13 protein-coding genes, 1 tRNA gene and 1 other annotated feature are annotated in these 21,441 nt (G+C 36.2%); of the genes, 5 read left to right on the plus strand and 9 right to left on the minus strand.

Features of this window, described 5'->3' with window-relative positions; genetic code table 11:
* Together secA and hpf are read right to left on the minus strand one after the other, a co-directional pair.
* Entirely contained in the window at positions 1 to 2,718 is a 2,718-nt protein-coding gene (gene secA, locus NH288_RS02595; protein WP_265212874.1) for a preprotein translocase subunit SecA, read from the minus strand.
* Between the two features lie 274 nt (positions 2,719 to 2,992).
* Positions 2,993 to 3,538, minus strand: a complete 546-nt coding sequence (hpf, locus tag NH288_RS02600; RefSeq protein ID WP_106460700.1) for a ribosome hibernation-promoting factor, HPF/YfiA family — start codon at positions 3,536 to 3,538, stop codon at positions 2,993 to 2,995.
* 104 nt (positions 3,539 to 3,642) lie between these two features.
* On the opposite strand from hpf, the gene NH288_RS02605 reads away from it, so the two are divergent.
* From NH288_RS02605 to NH288_RS02620, 4 genes are all read left to right on the plus strand, one after another.
* Complete coding sequence (locus tag NH288_RS02605; RefSeq protein WP_265212876.1) at positions 3,643 to 5,565, plus strand: alpha/beta hydrolase family protein; 1,923 nt, start codon at positions 3,643 to 3,645, stop codon at positions 5,563 to 5,565.
* Positions 5,546 to 6,523 (plus strand): YihY/virulence factor BrkB family protein, encoded by a 978-nt coding sequence (locus NH288_RS02610; protein ID WP_265212878.1) that lies wholly within the window; start codon positions 5,546 to 5,548, stop codon positions 6,521 to 6,523. Before NH288_RS02605 ends, NH288_RS02610 begins: the two co-directional genes overlap by 20 nt.
* Positions 6,513 to 7,046, plus strand: a complete 534-nt coding sequence (locus tag NH288_RS02615; protein ID WP_265212879.1) for a 5-formyltetrahydrofolate cyclo-ligase — start codon at positions 6,513 to 6,515, stop codon at positions 7,044 to 7,046. Before NH288_RS02610 ends, NH288_RS02615 begins: the two co-directional genes overlap by 11 nt.
* Positions 7,047 to 7,146: 100 nt before the next feature.
* Positions 7,147 to 7,382: a binding site (T-box leader), on the plus strand.
* 106 nt (positions 7,383 to 7,488) lie between these two features.
* Positions 7,489 to 8,640, plus strand: coding sequence for a 5-methyltetrahydropteroyltriglutamate--homocysteine methyltransferase (locus tag NH288_RS02620; RefSeq protein WP_265212880.1), 1,152 nt, complete (start codon positions 7,489 to 7,491; stop codon positions 8,638 to 8,640).
* A 348-nt stretch (positions 8,641 to 8,988) separates the two neighbouring features.
* On the opposite strand, the gene NH288_RS02625 is transcribed toward NH288_RS02620, so the two are convergent.
* Both NH288_RS02625 and serS read right to left on the minus strand, forming a co-directional pair.
* Positions 8,989 to 13,890: an InlB B-repeat-containing protein gene (locus NH288_RS02625; RefSeq protein WP_265212881.1), complete on the minus strand. Its 4,902-nt coding sequence runs from the start codon at positions 13,888 to 13,890 to the stop codon at positions 8,989 to 8,991.
* A 215-nt stretch (positions 13,891 to 14,105) separates the two neighbouring features.
* Entirely contained in the window at positions 14,106 to 15,395 is a 1,290-nt protein-coding gene (serS, locus tag NH288_RS02630) for a serine--tRNA ligase (RefSeq protein WP_106460707.1), read from the minus strand.
* A 338-nt stretch (positions 15,396 to 15,733) separates the two neighbouring features.
* On the opposite strand from serS, the gene NH288_RS02635 reads away from it, so the two are divergent.
* Positions 15,734 to 17,608 carry an acyltransferase family protein gene (locus tag NH288_RS02635; RefSeq protein ID WP_265212883.1) on the plus strand — a complete coding sequence of 625 codons (1,875 nt, stop codon included), beginning with the start codon at positions 15,734 to 15,736 and terminating at the stop codon, positions 17,606 to 17,608.
* 73 nt (positions 17,609 to 17,681) lie between these two features.
* Here the strand turns inward: NH288_RS02635 and NH288_RS02640 are convergent, their stop codons facing one another.
* The 5 genes from NH288_RS02640 to NH288_RS02660 form a co-directional block, all read right to left on the minus strand.
* On the minus strand, positions 17,682 to 18,614 hold the full coding sequence (locus NH288_RS02640; protein ID WP_265212885.1) for a 2-keto-3-deoxygluconate permease: 933 nt from the start codon (positions 18,612 to 18,614) through the stop codon (positions 17,682 to 17,684).
* A gap of 80 nt (positions 18,615 to 18,694) precedes the next feature.
* Positions 18,695 to 18,770: transfer RNA gene (locus tag NH288_RS02645), tRNA-Val, on the minus strand.
* A gap of 70 nt (positions 18,771 to 18,840) precedes the next feature.
* Positions 18,841 to 19,728: a DUF4349 domain-containing protein gene (locus NH288_RS02650; protein WP_265212887.1), complete on the minus strand. Its 888-nt coding sequence runs from the start codon at positions 19,726 to 19,728 to the stop codon at positions 18,841 to 18,843.
* 70 nt (positions 19,729 to 19,798) lie between these two features.
* A complete protein-coding gene (locus NH288_RS02655; RefSeq protein WP_265212888.1) occupies positions 19,799 to 20,470 on the minus strand; it encodes an NAD(P)H-hydrate epimerase in 672 nt (223 codons plus the stop codon).
* Positions 20,457 to 21,440 (minus strand): ATP-binding protein, encoded by a 984-nt coding sequence (locus NH288_RS02660; RefSeq protein WP_265212889.1) that lies wholly within the window; start codon positions 21,438 to 21,440, stop codon positions 20,457 to 20,459. The genes NH288_RS02655 and NH288_RS02660 overlap by 14 nt, the downstream gene beginning before the upstream one ends.
* Position 21,441: the final 1 nt, after the last annotated feature.

Consider the following 21,441-nt stretch of genomic DNA (forward strand, 5'->3'; position numbering starts at 1 on the left):
TTATCTCTTTACATTTGATTTTGAAGCTTCACGTTCTAATCTACGACGTTCTGCCCTGTTAAGATTTGCCTCATCATCTGAATTATCTAATTCTTCTAGACTTTCATCTTCTGGAACTAGGACTTGTTTTCTTTGGATGTTTTGTCTCATTTCAACATTCATCATAAACTTAACTGTGTCTTCTTGGATAGATCTAGTCATCTCTTCATACATGTCGAAACCTTCGTTTGTGTAGGCTCTTACTGGATCTTCTTGACCCATTGCCCTTACACCGATTTCTTTTCTCATTTGATCCATAGCATCTATGTGATCCATCCATTTTTGATCTATTACCCTTAGAAGGATTACTCTTTCTACTTCTCTCATAGCTTCAGGGCCAAATGTTGCCTCTTTGTCAGCATATTTTGCAAGAGTTGCTTGGGTTATATATTCAATCAGATTTTCTTGAGTGTATGAATTAATATTTTCAAAGTGTAGTTGGGTTACTGGTACTCCTAGTCCGTTTAGGTAGTTTAGAAGGGCAGTCATTTCCCAATTTTCTGGTTTTACTTGTGGGTTGGTAAAGCTAAATACCGCTTCTCTTATGATATTTTTGATCATATCGATAATAGTTTCTTTCATGTCTTCGCCCATAAGAACTTCACGTCTTTCGTTGTAGATTATAGTTCTTTGTTTGTTCATGACATCATCGTATTGTAGGACTCTCTTTCTTGTTGCGAAGTTGTTTGCTTCTACTCTTGTTTGAGCCTTTTCGATTGATCTAGAAACTAATTTTGAAACTATTGGTTCATTTTCATCAAAGTTGTATGAATCAACAAATTTAGCTACTGCTTCACCACCATTTAGTCTGATTAGGTCATCTTCTAGTGATATGAAGAATCTTGACTTACCAGGGTCACCTTGTCTACCTGAACGTCCTCTTAACTGGTTATCTATACGTCTTGATTCATGTCTTTCTGAACCAATTATATATAGGCCACCAACATCTATTACTTCTTTTTCCTCAGCCTTTATTTCAGGTCTAAAGATATCTTTGTAGTGTCTATATTTCTTTCTGATATCAAGAATTTCTTGGTCATCTGTAGCTGAGAAAGAATCAACTTCTTCAAGTAATTCTTCAGAAGTTCCCTCTCTTCTTAGCCTTTGTTTGGCCATGAAGTCTACGTTACCACCAAGGGTTATATCTGTACCACGACCAGCCATGTTGGTTGCAATTGTAACTGCACCTAGACGACCTGCTTGAGCAACAATTTCTGCTTCTCTTTCGTGATTTTTAGCGTTTAGTACTGTGTGTTTGATGCCAGCTTTCTTTAGGGCATCTGATAATCTCTCACTTGCTTCAATTGAGATTGTACCAACAAGGATTGGTTGACCTGTTGCGTGAACCTTGTTTATTTCGTTTATGATAGCATTGAATTTACCACGTTCATTTATATAAACATAGTCTACATCATCGACCCTTTGTACTGGTCTATTTGTAGGAATTTCTACTACGTCAAGCTTGTAAATTTCATCAAACTCGTCTTCTTCTGTCTTTGCAGTACCAGTCATACCTGAAAGCTTATCATACATTCTAAAGTAGTTTTGGAAGGTAATTGTAGCTAGGGTCTTGCTTTCTGCCTTAACTTCTACACCTTCTTTTGCCTCTATAGCTTGGTGAAGACCATCTGAGAATCTTCTACCTTGCATGATACGTCCTGTAAATTCATCTACGATTTCTACTTCGCCATGGTTTACAACATAGTCAATATCTCTTGTCATTGTTGTGTTTGCCTTAAGGGCGTTGTTGATATAGTGAGATAGCTCTAGGTTTTCAGAGTCTGATAAGTTTTCGATACCAAAGAATTGTTCAGCCTTCTTTGTACCTTTTTCTGTAAGGTTTGAAGTTTTTCTCTTCTCATCTACTAAGAAGTCTACATCTTCTACCTTAAACTCCCTATCAAATGGGTCTATATCAGCATCCTCATTAGGATCGATTATCCTACCTTCAAGGGTTTGAATAAATTCATTTGCCTTTTGATAGGTATCTGTTGATTCATCGCCTTGGCCTGAGATAATAAGTGGTGTTCTAGCCTCATCTATAAGGATTGAGTCAACCTCATCGACTATAGCGTAGTTTAAGCCGCGTTGTACCATGTCATCTTTGTAGATAACCATGTTATCTCTTAGGTAGTCAAAACCAAATTGGTTGTTTGTACCATAGGTAATATCAGCGTTGTAGTTTTCTTTTCTTTCGCTATTTGTAAGTCCGTAAATAATACAACCAACACTTAGACCAAGCCATGTATGAACTTTACCCATCCACTCTTGGTCACGCTTAGCTAGGTAGTCGTTTACTGTTACTACGTGGACACCCTTTCCTGAAAGAGCGTTAAGATAAGATGGAAGTGTTGCTACAAGAGTCTTACCTTCACCTGTTTTCATCTCTGCTATCTGTCCATTATGTAGTACAATACCACCTAAAAGCTGTACAGGATAATGTTTCATGCCTAATACCCTGTCACTTGCTTCTCTAACTACAGCAAATGCTTCTACTAAAATATCATCTAATGTTTCGCCGTTTTTTAATCTTTCTTTAAATTCTACTGTTTTATGTTTTAACTGATCATCAGTTAACTTTTGCATATCTTCATCTAGTGCTAGAATCTTATCGACAATCTTTTTATTTTGTTCGATTTCTTTTTGACTAAATGACTTAAATAAATTAAATAATGCCAAATTTTTCACCTTCCAATTCTTTACTTATCCTACCCTTATTATACAAAATTTCAATCATTGCTAAGCTTTAAGTCTGTAAATATATCCCATCTTTATTTGATGAAAATACCTTGTAAATTTTCCGTAAAATAAATAATAATTATTATAGTCCACTATTTATTATATAGGCTTAATTTACATTATTCAATAGGAGTTTATAATAATATAAAAAGGACCCGAAGGTCCTAATTATTTTTTATATATGTTATAAATAAATCTCAAAGATTTATAAAAATCATTTAGTTGGTACTATCATACCATAGTCGCCCTTTCTTCTCTTGTAGACGACTCTAATTTCCATATCACTAGCATCTTGGTAAACAAAGAAATTATGATTCAATAGTTCCATTTGAAGAATAGCTTCCTCAGCACTCATTGGTTTGACAGGAATAGATTTTTCTCTAGCAATTTTGATTTCTTCTTCATCTTGTTTTTCTTCGTCAGATTCATATAAATCTAATGCCTCAAATTTGATTGATTCTCCTGTCTTCCTGTCTCTTTGTAGTCTTGTCTTATGCTTTCTGATTTGTCTAACTAAGGCATCTATAACCCTATCGATAGCATTTTGGTAAGACTGATCTGCTGCTTCTGCACGAAGTATTGTGCCATTGTCTAAAAATACAGTAGCCTCCACCTCAAAATCTACACCTTCCTTAGCAAATTTCAAATCAAGCTCTTCTTCTTCGTGGAAGTATTTATCTAACCTATCAAATTTTTTCTCAGATTCTCTTGTGATGTCATCTGTTAGATTAAAATTCTTAGCTTTGATATTTAGTTTCATAATAACCTCCTATTGTCTTTTTATTTATATACCCACAAACCTTTTCCTCTAATCTTTTTTTTATTTTATCGTATAATATAAATATAATTTACAAAGGAGAATTTATGACTGAAATAAAAGATATTTTAAGCTACGACTTTCTTTCAGAATTAGTAGTTTCTAATGATGGCAACAAAATCGCCTATAAAAAAACTAAAGCAAATGAAAAAGACAATAAATACGACACAGATCTTTTCGTCTATGATAAGAAATTAGAAAAATCATACAGGCTAACAGATTCTGGAGACAATCCTATTTGTAGCTTTGACAAAGAAAATAATCTAATCTATAAAAGATATAATGATGATAAAACTGATAGCTTCTACATCTCAGATGGGGCTGGCCTTGGAGAAGAACTCTTTAAGCTAGACCTTGATGTCAAGTCTATCAAATGGCTAAGAGATGACATTTTCCTAATTTCTGCAAGCAAGAAAAAATCAAAAGAAGAAAAGGAGACAGATAAGGAAAATTCATACTTCAAAGAACTAACCACCCTTCCCTTCTGGTTTAATGGAGTAGGTTTTTTAAAAGATTCCACCACCTATTATTATCTTTACAAGCTTTCTGATAAGTCCCTTACAGAAATTTTAAAATCTGATAAAGATAATAGCGTAGGCATCCTTGATATAGATGACAATATTGAAAAAATCGTCTATACAAGAAATCATGAAGATTCAAATAGGGTCATGGAGTTTCTTGATTCTATAATTTTAAAAAATTTAAAAACCGGCGAAGAAAAAATTCTAAGCGAGAAATCTCACTCAATTTATACAATAAAATTTTTAGAAAATGAAATAGTTTTTGTTGGAAGTGATTTAAAATCAGGCGGAATAAATGAGGACTGCTTCATTTACAAAATAGATGGTGAAGGAAAAATCTCAAAAATAAATGACGATGACTTTGACAAGTCCTTTGGCAATTCCATAGGAACTGACGCCAGATTTGGGGCAGCTAAGACCTTCCAAGTCAAGAGTAATAGGCTATACTTTGTAGTAACAGAAAAGGAAGAATCCAAGCTTTATTCAATAAACTTAAAGGGTGACCTCCGTTTAGAACTTGATGGTTGTGTAGAAGACTTCTCTGTTACAGATGATGATATATATTATCTAGAAATGGCAAAAGATAGCCTATCTGAGCTTAAGGAAAAATCTACTGGCAAAAGCTTGGTCGAAAATAAAATCAAAAGCCCTGTCTACCCTATAGAAGAATTTAATTTTGAATCTAATGGCGACACCCTAAAAGGCTATGTCCTATTGCCAAAAGACTTTGATAAAAATAAAAAATACCCATGTCTACTTTCTGTTCACGGCGGACCAAAGACAGAATTTTCTGACATCTTCCACCACGAACACCAGACCTTTGCCTCAAATGGCTATATGGTAATCTATACCAACCCACACGGCTCAAGCGGAAATGGGGTCAAATATTCAGACATAAGAGGTAAATATGGCGATATTGATTTTTCTGATCTTATGAATTTTACAGACCTTGCCATAGAAAAATATCCCCAAATAGATCCTGACAGAATGGCTATTTATGGCGGATCTTATGGTGGTTTTATGACCAACTGGGCAATAGGCCACACAGATAGGTTTAAGGCAGCTTGTGCCCAAAGGTCAATTTCAAACTGGACCAGCTTTTATGGGGTAAGTGATATAGGCTATTATTTTGCAACAGACCAAACCGCATCAAACCCATACGATAGCCTTGATAAAATGTGGGACCAATCCCCAATCAAATACGCTGATAAGGTAAAAACCCCAACCCTCTTTATCCATTCAGACGAAGACTACCGCTGCCCACTTGAGCAGGGCCTACAGATGTATAATAGGATAAAACTAAATGGAGTAGATACAAAGATGTTCCTATTCCATGGAGAAAACCACGAACTATCCAGATCTGGCAAGCCAAAGGCAAGGATTAAAAGGCTTACAGAAATTAAAAACTGGTTCGATAGGTATTTAAAAGATGAAGATATCAAAGAGTAAAAGCAAAGATTTCCTAAAAAATCTAATAAATAGGCTCAAAGAACACGATATAATGACCTACTCGGCAGCCCTTTCCTTTTATTTCCTGCAAGCCTCCATCCCATTGATGATGGTAGTAGTGCAGGCAATATCAACCTTTTTAAAGGGCAATGAGACAGTCATTTATCAATTTTTGGACCTATTTCCAAAGACAAGTGCAGATTTAATCCTAAGAGCCCTAAATATAATAATTGAATCTAGCCAATCTGCAGCAGTCACAACCCTAACAGTTATTTTCGCCCTATGGTCAGCCACAAGTGGTGTAGATAAGCTAATAATGGCAATAAACCATGCCTATGGTCTAAGCCACCAGTCAAAGGCCATTAAGCAAAGACTGATGAGTGTTGTCTTTACAATAGTCTTCATAGTCTTTATAATGTTCCTCTTGGTCTTTCAAATATATGGACCACAACTTTTAAACATACTTGACCACAAGATAATTGGTACAATAAGTAATTTCTTTGGCAGTGATGTGGAGGCAATCATTGAGTTTCTATCATCGCCAATCTTTACCATCCTAACCCTAGCTGTCCCATTATTTTTGATGTCAGCAGCCCTTGGCATATTTTATAAGTATGCCCCAGGCAACTCAGAAAATAGGATACCATTTAAGCAAGCCCTTGCAGGTGGTGCCTTTACAACCATAGCAGTCTATGTAACTAGCTTTGCCTATGCATTTTTTACAAATAATTATTCAAATAAATCCCTAATCTATGGAGCCCTTTCTGGAATCCTAGCCCTCTTTATCTGGCTACTAATCGTATCAGCCCTACTCATAGTAGGAGCTGAGGTCATAGCAGCCTTTAGGGAAGGCTATAGAGACGAATATTTTGCCAAAGATTTAAATGAAGAGGATGATAAGGAAAGTGTCATAGACAAGGCCTTTGAAGCCATAAAGGAAAAAATACATGAAAAGTGAGTTCAGGAGATTTTTCCTAAATCTCAGACGAGAAATGGATGATAAATATATAAAAAATATGTCAGATAAAATTTGTGAAAATCTCCTTAAATCTGATATTTATAAGGATAGCCAGACAATCTTTGTCTATGTATCCATGGCAAAAGAAGTGGAAACAAGAAATCTAATAAAAAAAGCCCTAGCAGATGACAAGGATATCTATGTGCCAAAAATCATAGATAAACAGATGAAGGCTTGTAAATTAAATGACCTAGATGACCTTGAGCTTGGACTTTTTGGTATTCCTACAAGTAGGGATAATGACTTTATAGAAAATCCAGACCTAACCATCACCCCTGGCCTATCTTTTGATGAGGAAAAAAATAGGCTCGGCTATGGTGGCGGATATTATGACAAGTTTTTCGCCAAAAATAAAACAATAAAAGCAGGGCTTATGATCTCAGATTTTCTATCCATAAAGCTTCCGATAGAAAATACTGATGTCAAAGTAGATTTTATAATCACAGAAGAAAAAATTTACTAGATCAAATCCCTAATTATCAAGCTTTATTTCATACTTGCTAAGATTTTGTTAAAAATATATTTGACAGAATAAAAAAAACTATGTATAATCGAAACATAGAAAATAGACTATGAGAAGAAAAGTAGATTTAATCAAGCACACCTAGAGAGACTACGTGTGGTGAAAGTAGTTTGGCAAGATTAGATTGAAAATGGCCTTTGAGTTTCTTATCCGATATTTAAGATAAGACGGATTCGCCCGTTATAGCGATAGGGTATGCTAGTACCCGATGAGTTATTAATTGTGAAATTAATTTGAAATTAAGGTGGTAACACGTGGCAAAGCCTCGTCCTTTATAGGACGGGGCTTTTTTTATTACGTATTACCTACATGGAATATTTTCTAAGGCGCCTAAAATTAGAATGTAACAAAAATTAGAAAATTATTAAAAGAGGTATAAAAAATGTCAGAAAGATTTTTAATTGTAGGATCATTACTTAGAAACGAAGAATTACTAAAATACAAAAGAGAAATAGAAAAAAGAGATGATATAAACTATCCTTTCTACGATGACTTTGAAGGATATAAGGAATGTGAAGATAAGGCTGTAGAAGAAGTAGTAGAAAAACAAATCGCAGCAGGCCTTACAGAAGTAACAGACGGGGAATATTCTAAATCCCTATGGCACCTAGACTTTGTTTGGGGACTTAAAGGGGTAGAAAGATATATCAGAGAAAGCGGATATTTCTTTGAAGAAAAAGATTGTTGTAGCAAATTTGAAACCAGACGTGATATAGGACTTAGATTTGTCGGCAAACTTTCTGGCAAGGACCATCCATTCATAGATCATTTCAAAAGACTAAAGAAAATTGTAAATGGAAGGGCAATAGTCAAACAATGCATCCCTTCCCCATCCCATATCTATGGGGAAACTATTAGCTTTGGATTTTTAAAAGATTCTTATTATAAATCAGAAGCAGACTTTGAAGCTGACCTAATTTCTTCCTACAAAGAATTTTTGGATGATTTTAAAACCGCAGGTGGTGAAATTGTTCAATTTGATGATTGTCTATGGGAACAATTTGCAGATGAGGCTGAAAATGCACAATTTGATGGCAAGGCAAGAAATGAGAAAAACCTAGCCCTAGCAGAAAAATATATAGCCATAAACAACGAAGTAATCGACTATGGCCACAAGCTAGGACTTAAGGTCTACACCCACAACTGCAGGGGCAACTACGCATCTCGCCACTTTACAAATGGTTCTTATGATTCAATAGCAAATCTCTTCCTAAAGAAACAAAACTACGATAGGTTCTATCTAGAATGGGATGACGAAAGAGCCGGCAGCCTAGAAAGCCTCAATGCCCTAAAGGATAAGGACTGCGAAATCGTCCTAGGCTTCTTATCATCAAAGACAAATACCCTAGATGATGAAGAAAGATGCCTAAAACTCCTAGAAGAAGCCAGCCAAATAATAGACAAAGATAGACTCTATCTCTCCCACCAATGCGGTTTTGCATCATGCGATAATGGTAACGAGCTAAGCGAAAAAGAACAATGGGACAAGATTGCCCAAGGCCAAGAAATCGCCAAGAAATTCTGGGGAAAATAAAATATAAAATCTCTCCTTATCCCTATAGAAAAAGCACCCAAATCAGGGTGCTTTTCTTGTGGGTAAGTTTATTTAATATATTTGATAAATAGCTTTCGCTACAAGGTCGAAACAAGGGATGTGGGTTTAGGTTTTCTTTAATCACTTTTATATATTTTTAATTGCTTGTTAAGTCTACCTTGAGCATGGAACCCTTTCTTCGACTAAGTGAGCGTTAGCGAACGCACGGAGAAGTCTATTACACATACCCAATAGTTTTATCCACTTCGGTCGAAACAAGGGCCATTAACTTAACTATCAAACTTCCTAAAAGAAAAACCCGAGTCATACTCGAGTTTTCTTTTATTATTAGTCTTCTTTTTTCCTACTAATATATAAGGCGCCTGTTGATCCTACAAGAGTGCATACAATACCAGCCACTGATTCTACGCCTGTTTTGACGTTAGGTCTGTTAGTTTTTGGTATTTTTATAGAATTATTAGCCTTATTCTTCTTTCCATCTAGCTTAGAGCTTTCCTCTTTAAGCTTAGGATCCTCTGCTTTAGTCTCAGATGGATCATTTGCATTTGTCTTATCTGGATCTTTTGTTTCTGGATTATCAGGATTTTTCTCCTCTGGGACCTTAGATTCGTCAGAAGATGGAGTCTTTGGATTAGTTTCTTCTGGACTTTCAGGAATATTAGGTTTATCGTCAGGGGTACCTGGGGTTGGTGTTATTTCTCCTGGTGTTGTTCCACCTGGGTTGTCTCCTATTCCTGGGGTACCTGGATTTGGATTGCTTGGCTCTGGCTTACCTGGTTCTGGTTTGCCTGGTTCTGGCTTTCCTGGTTCTGGATTTCCTGGTTCTGGTTTGCCTGGCTCTGGCTTTCCTGGTTCTGGTTTGCCTGGCTCTGGGGTGCCTGGGTCTGGAGTTCCTGGATCTGGGGTACCTGGGTCTGGAGTGCCTGGATCTGGTTTGCCTGGATCTGGGGTACCTGGGTCTGGAGTGCCTGGGTCTGGTTTACCTGGTTCTGGTTTGCCTGGTTCTGGTTTACCTGGCTCTGGTTTACCTGGTTCTGGCTTACCTGGGTCTGGCTTACCTGGCTCTGGGGTACCTGGGTCTGGAGTTCCTGGATCTGGGGTGCCTGGATCTGGGGTGCCTGGATCTGGGGTGCCTGGGTCTGGAGTTCCTGGATCTGGGGTGCCTGGGTCTGGGGTGCCTGGATCTGGTGTACCTGGTTCTGGCTTACCTGGTTCTGGCTTACCTGGTTCTGGTTTACCTGGCTCTGTTGTTATATCTTCCCAAACAGCTGTTACTGTTATATCTTTATCTACTGTGATTTCATCACCTGCAGCGTAATCTTTATCGCCTATTTTCCAACCTTTGAATTTTTTCTTATCTGGAGCTGTGAAACCATTGGCTGATAAAGTATATTTTGAACCTTTTTCAAGTTTTGCTCCGTCCATTGTGCCTGAGCCTTCGCCTGGAGCATAGCTGACTTGAACTTCTTCTTTGGCTGGTGGAGTGGTTTCTATATCTTCCCAAACAGCTGTTATTGTTGTATCTTTATCTACTGTGATTTCATCACCTGCAGCGTAATCTTTATCACCTATTTTCCAGCCGGCAAATTTCTTGTTTGCTGGTGCGGTGAATTTGTTGGCTAAAAGTTTGTAGGTTGAACCTTTTACTAGTTCGGCTCCGTCCATTGAACCGCTTCCGTTGCCTGGCTTATAGCTTACTTTGACTTTGATGTCTTCCCATACTGCTGTGATTTCTGTATCACCGTCTATTGTTATTTTATCTCCAGGATTTTTGTCTTCATTTCCTATTTTCCAGTGGCTGAATTTTTGGTTTTTCGGAGCTTCAAAACCGTTCCCTGGTAACTCGAATTCAGAACCTTTTTTGGCTTTTTTCTCTAGCATATCGCCTGAGCCGCCGTTTTTATTAAAGGTCACCTTGTATTCGATATCTTCCCATACTGCTTCTACTACTGTATCTTCGTTTACGGTGATTTCTGCATCTGGTGCGTATTCTTTTTCCCCTATTTTCCAGCCTTTGAATTTCTTGTTTGCTGGTGCGGTGAATTTGTTGGCTAAAAGTTTGTAGGTTGAACCTTTTACTAGTTCGGCTCCGTCCATCGAACCGCTTCCGTTGCCTGGCTTATAGCTTACTTTGACCATGATGTCTTTCCATGTGGCGATTAGGGTTACATCTCCTGAGATTTTTTCTGTTTTTTCTTCAGCTTTTTTAAGTCCTTCTTGGCCTTTAATTTTCCAGCCTGCGAATTCTTTATTCTTATCTGGTGTAAATGTAGGTTTTGGAATTACATATTCATCGCCTTTTTTGACAGTTACTGGGTCCATTGATCCGGTGGCGCCTTTTTCTGTTTTGAAGGTTACTTTAAATTCTATTGGTTTCCAGATGGCTTTGATTACTTTGTCGCCGTCTACTGTTATTTCATCGCCTGGTTGTTTAAGTTCTGTATCATCGCCTATCTTCCATCCTGAGAATTCTTGGTTTTCAGGTGGGGTGAAGGTATTTCCTTCTGGTAAAGTATATGTTTCTCCAGTTTTAAAAGTTTCTACCTTGTCTTTTTCCACTTCTTCTTTACCATTATTTCCCTGTAGGGTGACGTCATAGGTTTTTGTGGCTGTGGCTGTGAAGACTTTGTTATCAGTACTTGCTACAAAATTTGTTCCCTTATCTTTATCTTTCCATACTGGTTGTGTGTAGCCTTTTTGTGCTGATAGGTTTATATTATCAATTACTGATGAATTTAGTCCTGGGAGCTTATATTCTTTTAAGTTTGTTCCTGGTTTTACCTTGTATTTTGAGTAAGATATTGGGTTATCTTTATTTCCTTCTATTGCTCCACCACTGGTGTTATCTACCTTTGTGCCTTCGCCTAGCTTAAATTCTACTTCTAGGGCATCAGTAGGAGTCTTATCTCTTTTTATACTAGTAACATGGTTACTTACGTATAGGTATTGATTGTCTACTATTAATTCTGATCCATCATCAAATTTCACAGAAATTTTACCAACAAAATCTCCTTCTTTATCGGTATTTCTTTTTTTATCGGTTGCATCAGTTATTGTTGCACCCTCTAAAAGTTTATTTATACTATCTTTGTTTTCATCTTTCTTAACTTTTATACCTTTTGACCAATCAATATCTTCTCCAACCCATTTTCTGATTTCTACTGGGTCTAGGCCTCCTAGTTCTGTGACTTGGTCGGCTTTGGTTTTTGTTACCTTCAATTTTGATTCTGGTGAGTATTTCTTATCAGAATTTTCTACATATTCCCCATTGTCTTGAACAAGAGCTTTTACTTCAGTCTCATTTTTGATCTTTAATTTATCTATTGTTATAAGACCAGTGTTTGAATCAATATCAGCAAATTCGCTACCTTCAGAGATAGTCCATGTTTTATTTTTTAAATCATGTTTAGCTACAATTTTCTTTTCTAATCCATCAGTGCCTGTGTAAGTTATTGTGTGCTCGATTATATCTGTGTCAGCTGGATCAGTGATTGGTTTGACCGTGATGGATTTTTTGTCATCAGATTCTTTTATTGTTGGAGCATCTGGTCCAATGTTTTTTACAAGGTCTTTGGCTGGGAATGTTATTACTTTTGATTCATCTTTTACATCAAGTGAACCATCAGCCTTTTTATGAGGGTTAAATATTTCATAGTTTATCCAATCACCGTTTATATTACTAGGGTTAATTATTCTTGCGTTTCCATTTTTATCGAATTCAATAAAGGCTGGCGTTCCATCCCAGTCTCCTGTTCCATTAGGTAGTTTTGATTCCCCATTTACTGTGTTTGCTGCTCTTATAGCTGCGTCTATATTTTTCTTATCTTGTTCTGTTAGTATCTTAGGGTCTTTTACTTCTGTTAGCTTAGGATGAGTAAGTTTAACTCGTTTTATGCTACAGATAGATTTTTTATCTGGTTCTTTAACCTTTATTTCAATAAAATCATCGAAGTCTATTTTCTGACCATCTGGTATTTGATAAATAAATTTATTACCACTTGCAGTTATATATGGGGTTGTAGTAGATCTTTTATCTGGAGCACATTGTCCTTCAGTCAACCCTTCACCTAGGACTTTGAATCTAATAGCAATCTTTGTACCCTCTACAAAAGGGTCTGCTAAGGTGACCTCAATTTGTTTATCTACTACTGTGATGTCTTTTACAGTTGGGGCTTTGCTTACCTCTGTAGCTTCAGTTAGTGTAAGTGTATCTGTAACGTCTACAACATAAGATGATTTATCTGTAAAAGATAATGTTATGGTTTTTTTATTATTCTTCCTATCTTTATTATATACTATACTGGTGACATATTTATCAAAATCGACAATACCTTTGTTATTAGCTTTAAATTTGTCAATAATTTCTTGTGTTTCATCAATACTTACAGTCCACTTATCTTCAGTATATACTGTGATATTTTCATTTTTTATTTTTGGTCCGTATTTATCAGCTGAGGTTTTTTCGACTACTACGGTTTTTGGGGTAGATGTACCACCATTAAATTCTTGGACAGCTGTGACTGTGTAGCCTGCTTGGACAGGATTGTCTAAATTTACGCTCCATGTGGATCCTTTTTCTGTCGATTTAATAGTAAAGGTCTTTGTTTCAATGACAGTGTTTCCATTTTTTACTGTGACACGAATTACACAGTCTACTCCTGCTTTCTTCCTTTGATTTGCTCCTATCAATCCTCCACCACTTATTATTTTAGCTCCTGGTGAAACAGGATTTATTGAAGGTTCTTTAGGTGCTTTTACCGCTGCTCTTACTTCCCCTGGGGCTTTTTGGGCAGGGGTGTTTTTTTGTATTGCTTCATCTATTAGACTAGCCTTAGCTTGTTCATAGTTTACTGATGGGTCAGCCTTGGCTTTTCTAAGCTCTGCCTTTAATTCTTCTACCATGTTGTCATTAAAGAAATAGTCATTTTTTAGTGAATTTGTCCTATTTCTGATAGATTGAATTTCATCATAAGTTAGGATGTCTTCTACATCATTTGAATCATTAGTAGATGAATCATCTGGGCTTGGATCATCTTCAAGAGACTCTATAATCGAATCTATTGAGCTCATATCAAATTCTTCTGCATGAGCCACAGGCATCGCCATTACTAGTCCTAGCATACAAGATACTAGGCCTATGGATAGTTTCCTGGTGGCGTATATTGGTTTTTTGTTTATGTTTTGGGCCTTACTTTCTAGGAGGATTTTGGCCTTTTGATACTTTTTCATAATACTTTATGCCTTTCTTTTTTAATACATATTATGCACACATTTCTGCTTTCATCTTACCCTTATATGATTTTTTGGCAAGCTGTGACCCTTGATTTTTACAAATTTATTAAGGTTTTTTTCTTATCAGATTTAAGATTTTTTTGATATATTTTGCTCATATTTTTCTAAAGTTAAAAGCACCCAGGCGAAGGGTGCTTTTATATTGCAAAAGTTTATTTAACTGTTGGTTCGATTTTGTCTTTGCCTCCCATGTACATTTGTAGTGGAGCTGGGATTTTTACGCTTCCATCTGCTTGCAAGAGGTTTTCTAGGAAGGCTATTAGCATTCTAGGTGGGGCTACTACTGTGTTGTTTAGGGTGTGAGCAAAGTAGTTGCCATCTTCTCCTCTTAGTCTGATGCCTAGTCTTCTTGCTTGGGCATCGCCTAAGTTTGAGCATGAGCCTACTTCGAAGTATTTTTCTTGGCGTGGGCTCCATGCTTCTACGTCGCATGATTTTACCTTTAGGTCTGCTAGGTCACCTGAGCAGCATTCGAGGGTTCTTACTGGGATTTCTAAGCTTCTAAAGAAGTCTACTGTGTTTTTCCATAGTTCATCATAGAAGGTTTTTGAGTCTTCTGGTTTACAGATTATTACCATTTCTTGTTTTTCGAATTGGTGGATACGATATACACCACGTTCTTCGATGCCGTGGGCTCCTACTTCTTTTCTAAAGCATGGAGAGTAAGAGGTCATCTTTAGTGGCATTTTTTCTTCTTCTGTGATGGTGTTTATAAATTTACCTATCATTGAGTGTTCGCTTGTTCCGATTAGGTAGAGGTCTTCGCCTTCTATCTTATACATCATATCTTCCATTTCAGAAAAGCTCATTACTCCTGTTACTACATCTGATCTTATCATAAATGGTGGGATGTAGTAGGTGTAGCCCCTATCGATCATGAAGTCTCTTGCATAAGATAGGATTGCTGAGTGTAGTCTAGCTATATCTCCTCTTAGGTAATAAAATCCTGCTCCTGATGTATTTCTAGATGCGTCTAGGTCGATTCCTTCAAAGGATTCCATGATGTCGATATGGTATGGGACTTCAAAGTCAGGAACTAGAGGTTCTCCAAATCTTTCGATTTCGACATTTTCTGTATCATCCTTGCCTAGTGGTACTGTTTCGTCGATTATTTGTGGGATGATTTGCATTCTTTTTTTGACTTCTTCATTGAGTTTGGCTGTTTCTTCCTCAATATGTACTAGTTGGTCGTTTATTTCTACTACATGAGCCTTGGTTCTTTCGGCTTCTTCCTTTTTGCCTTGGCCCATAAGAGCGCCTATTTCCTTAGATGTTTTGTTTCTTTCACTTCTTAGTCTATCACCTTCGGTCTTGTAGGAACGAAGTTTTTCGTCTAACTCTAGGACTTCGTCTACTAGGACTAATTTTTCATCTTGGAATTTTTTCTTGATGTTTTCTTTTACAAGTTCTGGATTTTCTCTTAATAATTTAATATCTATCATTTCTACTCCTTAAAATAAAGCATAAAAAAAGCCTCCCCCCAATTGGGACGAAGGTCTCGTGGTGCCACCCAAATTACACAAGCATAGCTTGCCTTAATTTATATTTGCTCAAAGACGGATTCAATAATTCATGCAAGAGATTTCCACCAACCATCTCCTCTCTATGTGCACTCCATACCTACTACTTCTTTTCATCGCAATATTCAATTACTAATAATATACATTATAATTTAAAAAATGCAAGATGATAAGGATTTTAAAAATCCTCTTTATATAAAATTAATAAAGAATTCACAATTTTATAAATTTATAAGGGTATAATAATTTTACTATGGAGAATGAATGTGAAAGAATTAACTAAACAAAGAAGAAAATATTATTATTTAATTATCTTAAGAGCTTTTGCTCTTATAGCAGTGTCCACCTATCACCTTTTTGCCCACGCCTTCCCTGGAGGATTCCTGGCTGTAATTGGATTTTTGTCCATGTCGGGTTTTCTGATGGAGATGACTAATGATAGGTATCTAAGCCTTGAAGATATCTTGGCAAGTATTAAAAAAAGGATAAAAAAGATTTTGCCTCCAATCATTTTTCTGATGGCTATAAGTTTGCTTATTAGTTTGATTTTTGCCAGGGAAATCTTTGATGATTCTGCCAAATCGAGCCTTGCCACGGCCTTTTGTTTTGAAAATATCAGGCAAATCATTGCAGGGGCTTCATATTTTGATAGAAACGGTAATTTTAACCTTTTTATCCATCTATGGTACATATCGATTTATGTCCAATTTATCTTTATATTTTACCTACTAAAATTTATTGGCAGAAAGATAAATTCTGATTCGATTAAGCTTATCTTGCTTAGTCTACTTACTATCGGATCTATTGGACTTTCTTATTATTTAGCTAATAATGATGTACCGATTATTAGAATTTATTATGGAACTGATACCAGGATTTATGCATTTTTCTTGGGGATGATTTTCTATCTACTTTATAAAAATTATGGAAGATATATGGAAATTTCAAAGCTAAGCCTAAAAATAATTGTGGGCGTGCTTGGGATTTTGTTATTTGTACCGATGTTTTTTATAAATGGTGAGAATATAAATATCTACAAGACATTTTTCCTAATCTATACCCTAGCTTTTAATCTTTTGATATTTTTTATCTTTAAGCTTGAAAATAGCCTAGATAAGAGAGAAAGAAAGCTTGGTTGGGGCGGATCTATTTTGGTCTTTATAGGATCTAGGAGCCTACATTATTATATTTTGCAATATATAATCCAGGTTTTCTTCTCCTACTTCCTTATAAATATTTTTGATAACAAGATTATTTATTACGGCCTACAAATTGCCTGGATAATTTTCTTAGGAGAAATATCTCACGCAATATTTTCTAGGAAAAAGCTTAACAAATACCTAGTTATCATCCCTTTTGCAAGCCTCATTATCTTTAATATAATTTCGCTTGCTATAGGCAATAAGAAGGAACAAGAAATGGCTGAGCTTAAGGCGAGATTTGAGCAAAGTCAGGAGGAGATTAAAAAGCATAACGAGCTTCAAAAGAAGAAAAGTACCGAAAAAGACCCTAAAGTTCTTCCTAAAGAAGATGAAAAAGATAAGGAAGTAAGCAAAGATAAAAAAGAAAGCAAGAAGGCTGATTCTGGCAAAAATTTCGAGGAAAAGGCCTATGATGATTTTGATTTTACCGAAAATGAGCTAGCCTATGTGAAGGATATCAGTGTGAGTGCTGTGGGCGATTCGGTTTTGATCAATATTGATAAGTACCTAAGAAACTACATGCCTAACCTCTACCTAGATGGCAAGGTTGGACGTGACATGCCTGAAGGACCTGGCATCTTGCAGGCCATAAAGAATAATGTCGGTCTTGGCGATATAGTCCTAATTTCTCTAGGATCCAATGGTTCTGCCAACCACAATGATATGCAGGCTATAATGGATATAGCTGATGGCAGGGATGTGTATTTTGTAAATACCAGCCACCTTCAATCCTATATGGACAAGGTAAATAGCGACTTGGAAGCTTTTGTTAATGACAATCCAAAGGCCCACCTAATCGACTGGAGGTCTTATGTAAAAGATAGGCCAGAATTACTCGCTGTTGATAGGACCCATCCGAATGTAGAAGGTAGCCAGGCCTACGCTGACCTAGTTATTAGAAAAATCTTAAATGAAAATAAAGTAAGACCATAATAAAAGGCCTAGTGCAGTATGAAAAAAGCCATCATTTAATGACGGCGTTTTTCATTCATATTTTGCACTAGGCCTATTTTTTATTGTTCATTTCATATACTTTTTTAACTAAAATTGGTGTAACAATAGATGTAATAACAACACCAAAAGCAATTGCTGCAGTAGCATTTGCCTTATATATTTCAAGACTTGGATTAGTTGCTGCAATTATTGATGGTATAGATACACTCATACCAGCAATTGAGTTCATAGCAATAGAGTTTTTACCGCTAAGTTTTAATACTTTTCGCTCGAAAATAAAGGATATAGGTAATAAAACTATATAAAAAACCATAGCAAGCAAAATACCTGTAAAACCAGACTTGGCTGCTTCTATAATATTAATACCATAACCAAATGACCATCCCATAAGTGGAAGACTTAAGGCCAAGCCAGGTTTCATAAATTCTCCAAACTTCTTATCAATATTACCTAAAATAAGTCCCAAAACTAGGGGGATGAGTGTTGAAATGATATTCATCCAGTTAATAGGTGAGGATTGAATTAAGCCAAAGAGCAATAACGGATAAGCTGGTGTACACATTATTGCAAGGATGCCAAAACCAGCCTGATCTACGGCTGATCCATATTCTCCCTCAAGTGCTAAATATAGAGAAGGATTAGTTGAGGCAAGGCCTACAATTATAGCAAGGGTAGATAGACCCAAGATTCCATCTAGCCCAAAAAATTTAAAATATAAAAATCCAAATCCCACAACTATAGCTGTTTTAACTAGGGCTAGAAGGCCTGTTCTTTTAAAAACTTGGCCAAGTGTTTTTAAATCAATTACAGCTCCTGAGCAAAAGCAGGTGAAAGCTATAATATAAGTAAGTCCATCTTTTGTAAGCAAGGCCTGGGTCATACCTCCTATCATAAATAGATTGGGTGCCAGAGTATAAATAATAGCTGAAATTAGCATTGGAACAAGCAACAAACCACCAGGAATTTTTTTCATAAAATCCATCATAAGCTACTCCTTAAGTTTTATTTAAGAGATAGTAAATAAAAAAATACCCTTGGCCAAGCCAAGGTGGTCAATATCTCTTATGGTGGGAAGTACTGGGCTTGAACCAGCGACCTCCACGATGTCAACGTGGCGCTCTTCCAGCTGAGCTAACTCCCCATGCCACTCTATCATATCAAGTAAGGATGGAAATGTCAAATATAATTAAATAAGGGCTGATTAGCAGCCCCTACTTCTTCTTTAATCTTCCCCTTAGTTTATAAGCACCAAATCCAAGAGCTAAGATAATAAGGATAAATGGCCAATATAGGAAAAATCCTACTATGAGCTGAGCGAAAAATTCCTTGACAAGGCCAATAGAATCTCCCATTGCTTCCTTTATCCTAGACCCTAGGTCGGGATTGTTGGAATTTCTATTATAAGAATATACTTCATTTATGCCTACATTATAGGTATCGTAGGTCACCCTGTCTTTTAGGTCAGCCTTTGCTTTTTTGAGATTATCTATTTCTCCCTGACTTTCTATAATCTTTGCATTGATAACAAGGGTATCCTCTATATTATTAGAATTTTCCAAAAGCTCATTAAATTTTTCTAGCTGTTTTTCCTTTATTTCTAAATCCTTATCTGCATCCCTAAATGACTTTTCTAAGTTGTTAGAGTTTTTGGAAACATTTATAGTTTTACCCAGGCCTTCTAGGGTCTGGTCAAATTTTTCAGCACTTTCTTTTGGAATTTTTATGGTAAGTTCAGTGTTTCTTAAGTCCCTATCTTCATTGGTCCTATTAAAATATGTTGACTCAATTTCTACAAAACCTTCTAGCTTTGCTACTGATTTTTTTATAGTATCTAGGTCCTTATCATAGGATATAGTTTCTAGGTCAATATTTACAAATCTTTCTATATAATCATTTGAATCATCTGATAGGTCTGACCCTTCTCCATAATCCACGGCCTCATCTTTTGCCATATCAGCATATCTAGGATCATCAATTTCTGGTCTTGCCTCGTCTGCATATTCATTTGCAAGGTCTGCTTCGCTATTATCTGGCTTCTGGCTAGCACAAGATATGAGGGAAAAAAGACATATCAATATTAGTAAGAAATTCTTTTTCATAGGAGCCTCCTCTTTTCTTTTACTATACTAGCGTGGCAAACGATTGCAAAGGAAGATGAAAATAAATAATTTAATCAACTAGACCATACAAAACTGAATCTATGGCCTTTTGTGGGATACCTATGTCTTCAATTACGCATTTTTTCTTATAGATTTCTCTTTCATAGATGCCCTTTTTCATAAGCTGCATAGTTACTATTAGGTCGCTATCGACTACTTCCCCTAGGTCCTGGCCGGTACTTGCATCAAGGCCTGATGGTATATCTATTGAAATTTTATATTTCATTACATTGTTGATGATGGATATTACTGTGGCGTATATTCCTGTGACTGGCCTATTTAAGCCCGTACCAAAGATGGCATCTACAATTAGATTGACATTATTTAGGCGTCTTTCCATTTCTTCTAAATCTTCTATGCTTTGAACATAAAATATCTCTTCGCAGAGCATCTGGCAAGATTCTAGATTTAGGCGGAATTCTTCACTTGCCTTTTCTAGATCGCCAAGTATATATATTTCTACATCCTTGTACCTAGCTAGGAGATTTCTCGCTAGGGCTAGGCCATCTGCCCCGTTATTTCCTACTCCGACAACTATTGCAAAATATCCAAATTTATTTAGATTGATGTGCTTAAGTACAGCTAGACTTGCCCTTTCTACAAGGCTTAGGGCTGGTACTTTTAGCACATTTATAGCATAAGAGTCGATTGCTCGCATTTTTTCTTTATCAACTAAAATCATAATCTGTCCCCTTTAGTCTAAGATCTTCCCCAAATATTTCATAGGTCTTTGAATTATTACCCAATATTCTAGAAAATATTCTAGGTCCATAAATCTCTTCTATTAAGGCTTCATCGAGATTGGATGATAGAATTATTGGTAGATTCTTATTCATCCTCTCATTTACTACATCAAATAGGTTTGATTGGTCGGTTGACCTGTGGGTTTCTGCGCCTAGGTCATCTATTATTAGAAGGTCACATTCAAAGATTAGGTCGTATTGATTTTCCAAATTTCCCCTTCTATCTTCAAAGGCCCAATAGTAATCATTTAAAAATTTAAAAAGTTTGGTTGATGTCATGTAGACTACTGAATAATTCCTATCCAATAGCTCTTTGGCTATGGAATTTATCAGGAAGGTCTTGCCTCTGCCTACTTTCCCTTGGATATAGATATTTCCGCTTTGCCTATCAAAATTGTCTATATATTTCCTTAAATCTGCTAGGATCATCTGCATATTTTCATATGGGCTTATGTTTGCATATTCTGAATAAGGGTTTTTAGAAAATAAATTGATATTAAAGGTCTTAAAATTTTCCCTATTTATGACTTGCCTTATGCCAGATCTTTTATAATTCTCATCTATTATGATTTGAGACCTGCATGAGCAAATTTCATTGCCCACAAAGCCTGTGTCCTTGCAGAGAGGATGGAAATATTTTTCCTCCATGTAATCTACAGGGAAGCCTGCCTTAAGGAGCTCTTTGTGTTTTTCTCCTATTAGATTTTTAAGCTTATCTTCATTTGCCTTTGTGTCTAAGCCTTCTGCAGCTAGTCTTATACTATCAAAACCTACTTGCTTGATTAGCTTATCTAGAGCTCTTATCTTTGGGATTTTGCCATAGACTTCGTTTATAGCCTCTTCTTGGCGTATTTTATTTTCTCTACGTCTTTCTTGTAAGATTAGACTTGCTTTTTCACTAGCCTTCATA

It is taken from the genome of Anaerococcus sp. NML200537 (assembly GCF_026131715.1).
GTDB classification, from domain to species: Bacteria; Bacillota; Clostridia; order Tissierellales; family Peptoniphilaceae; genus Anaerococcus; species Anaerococcus kampingae.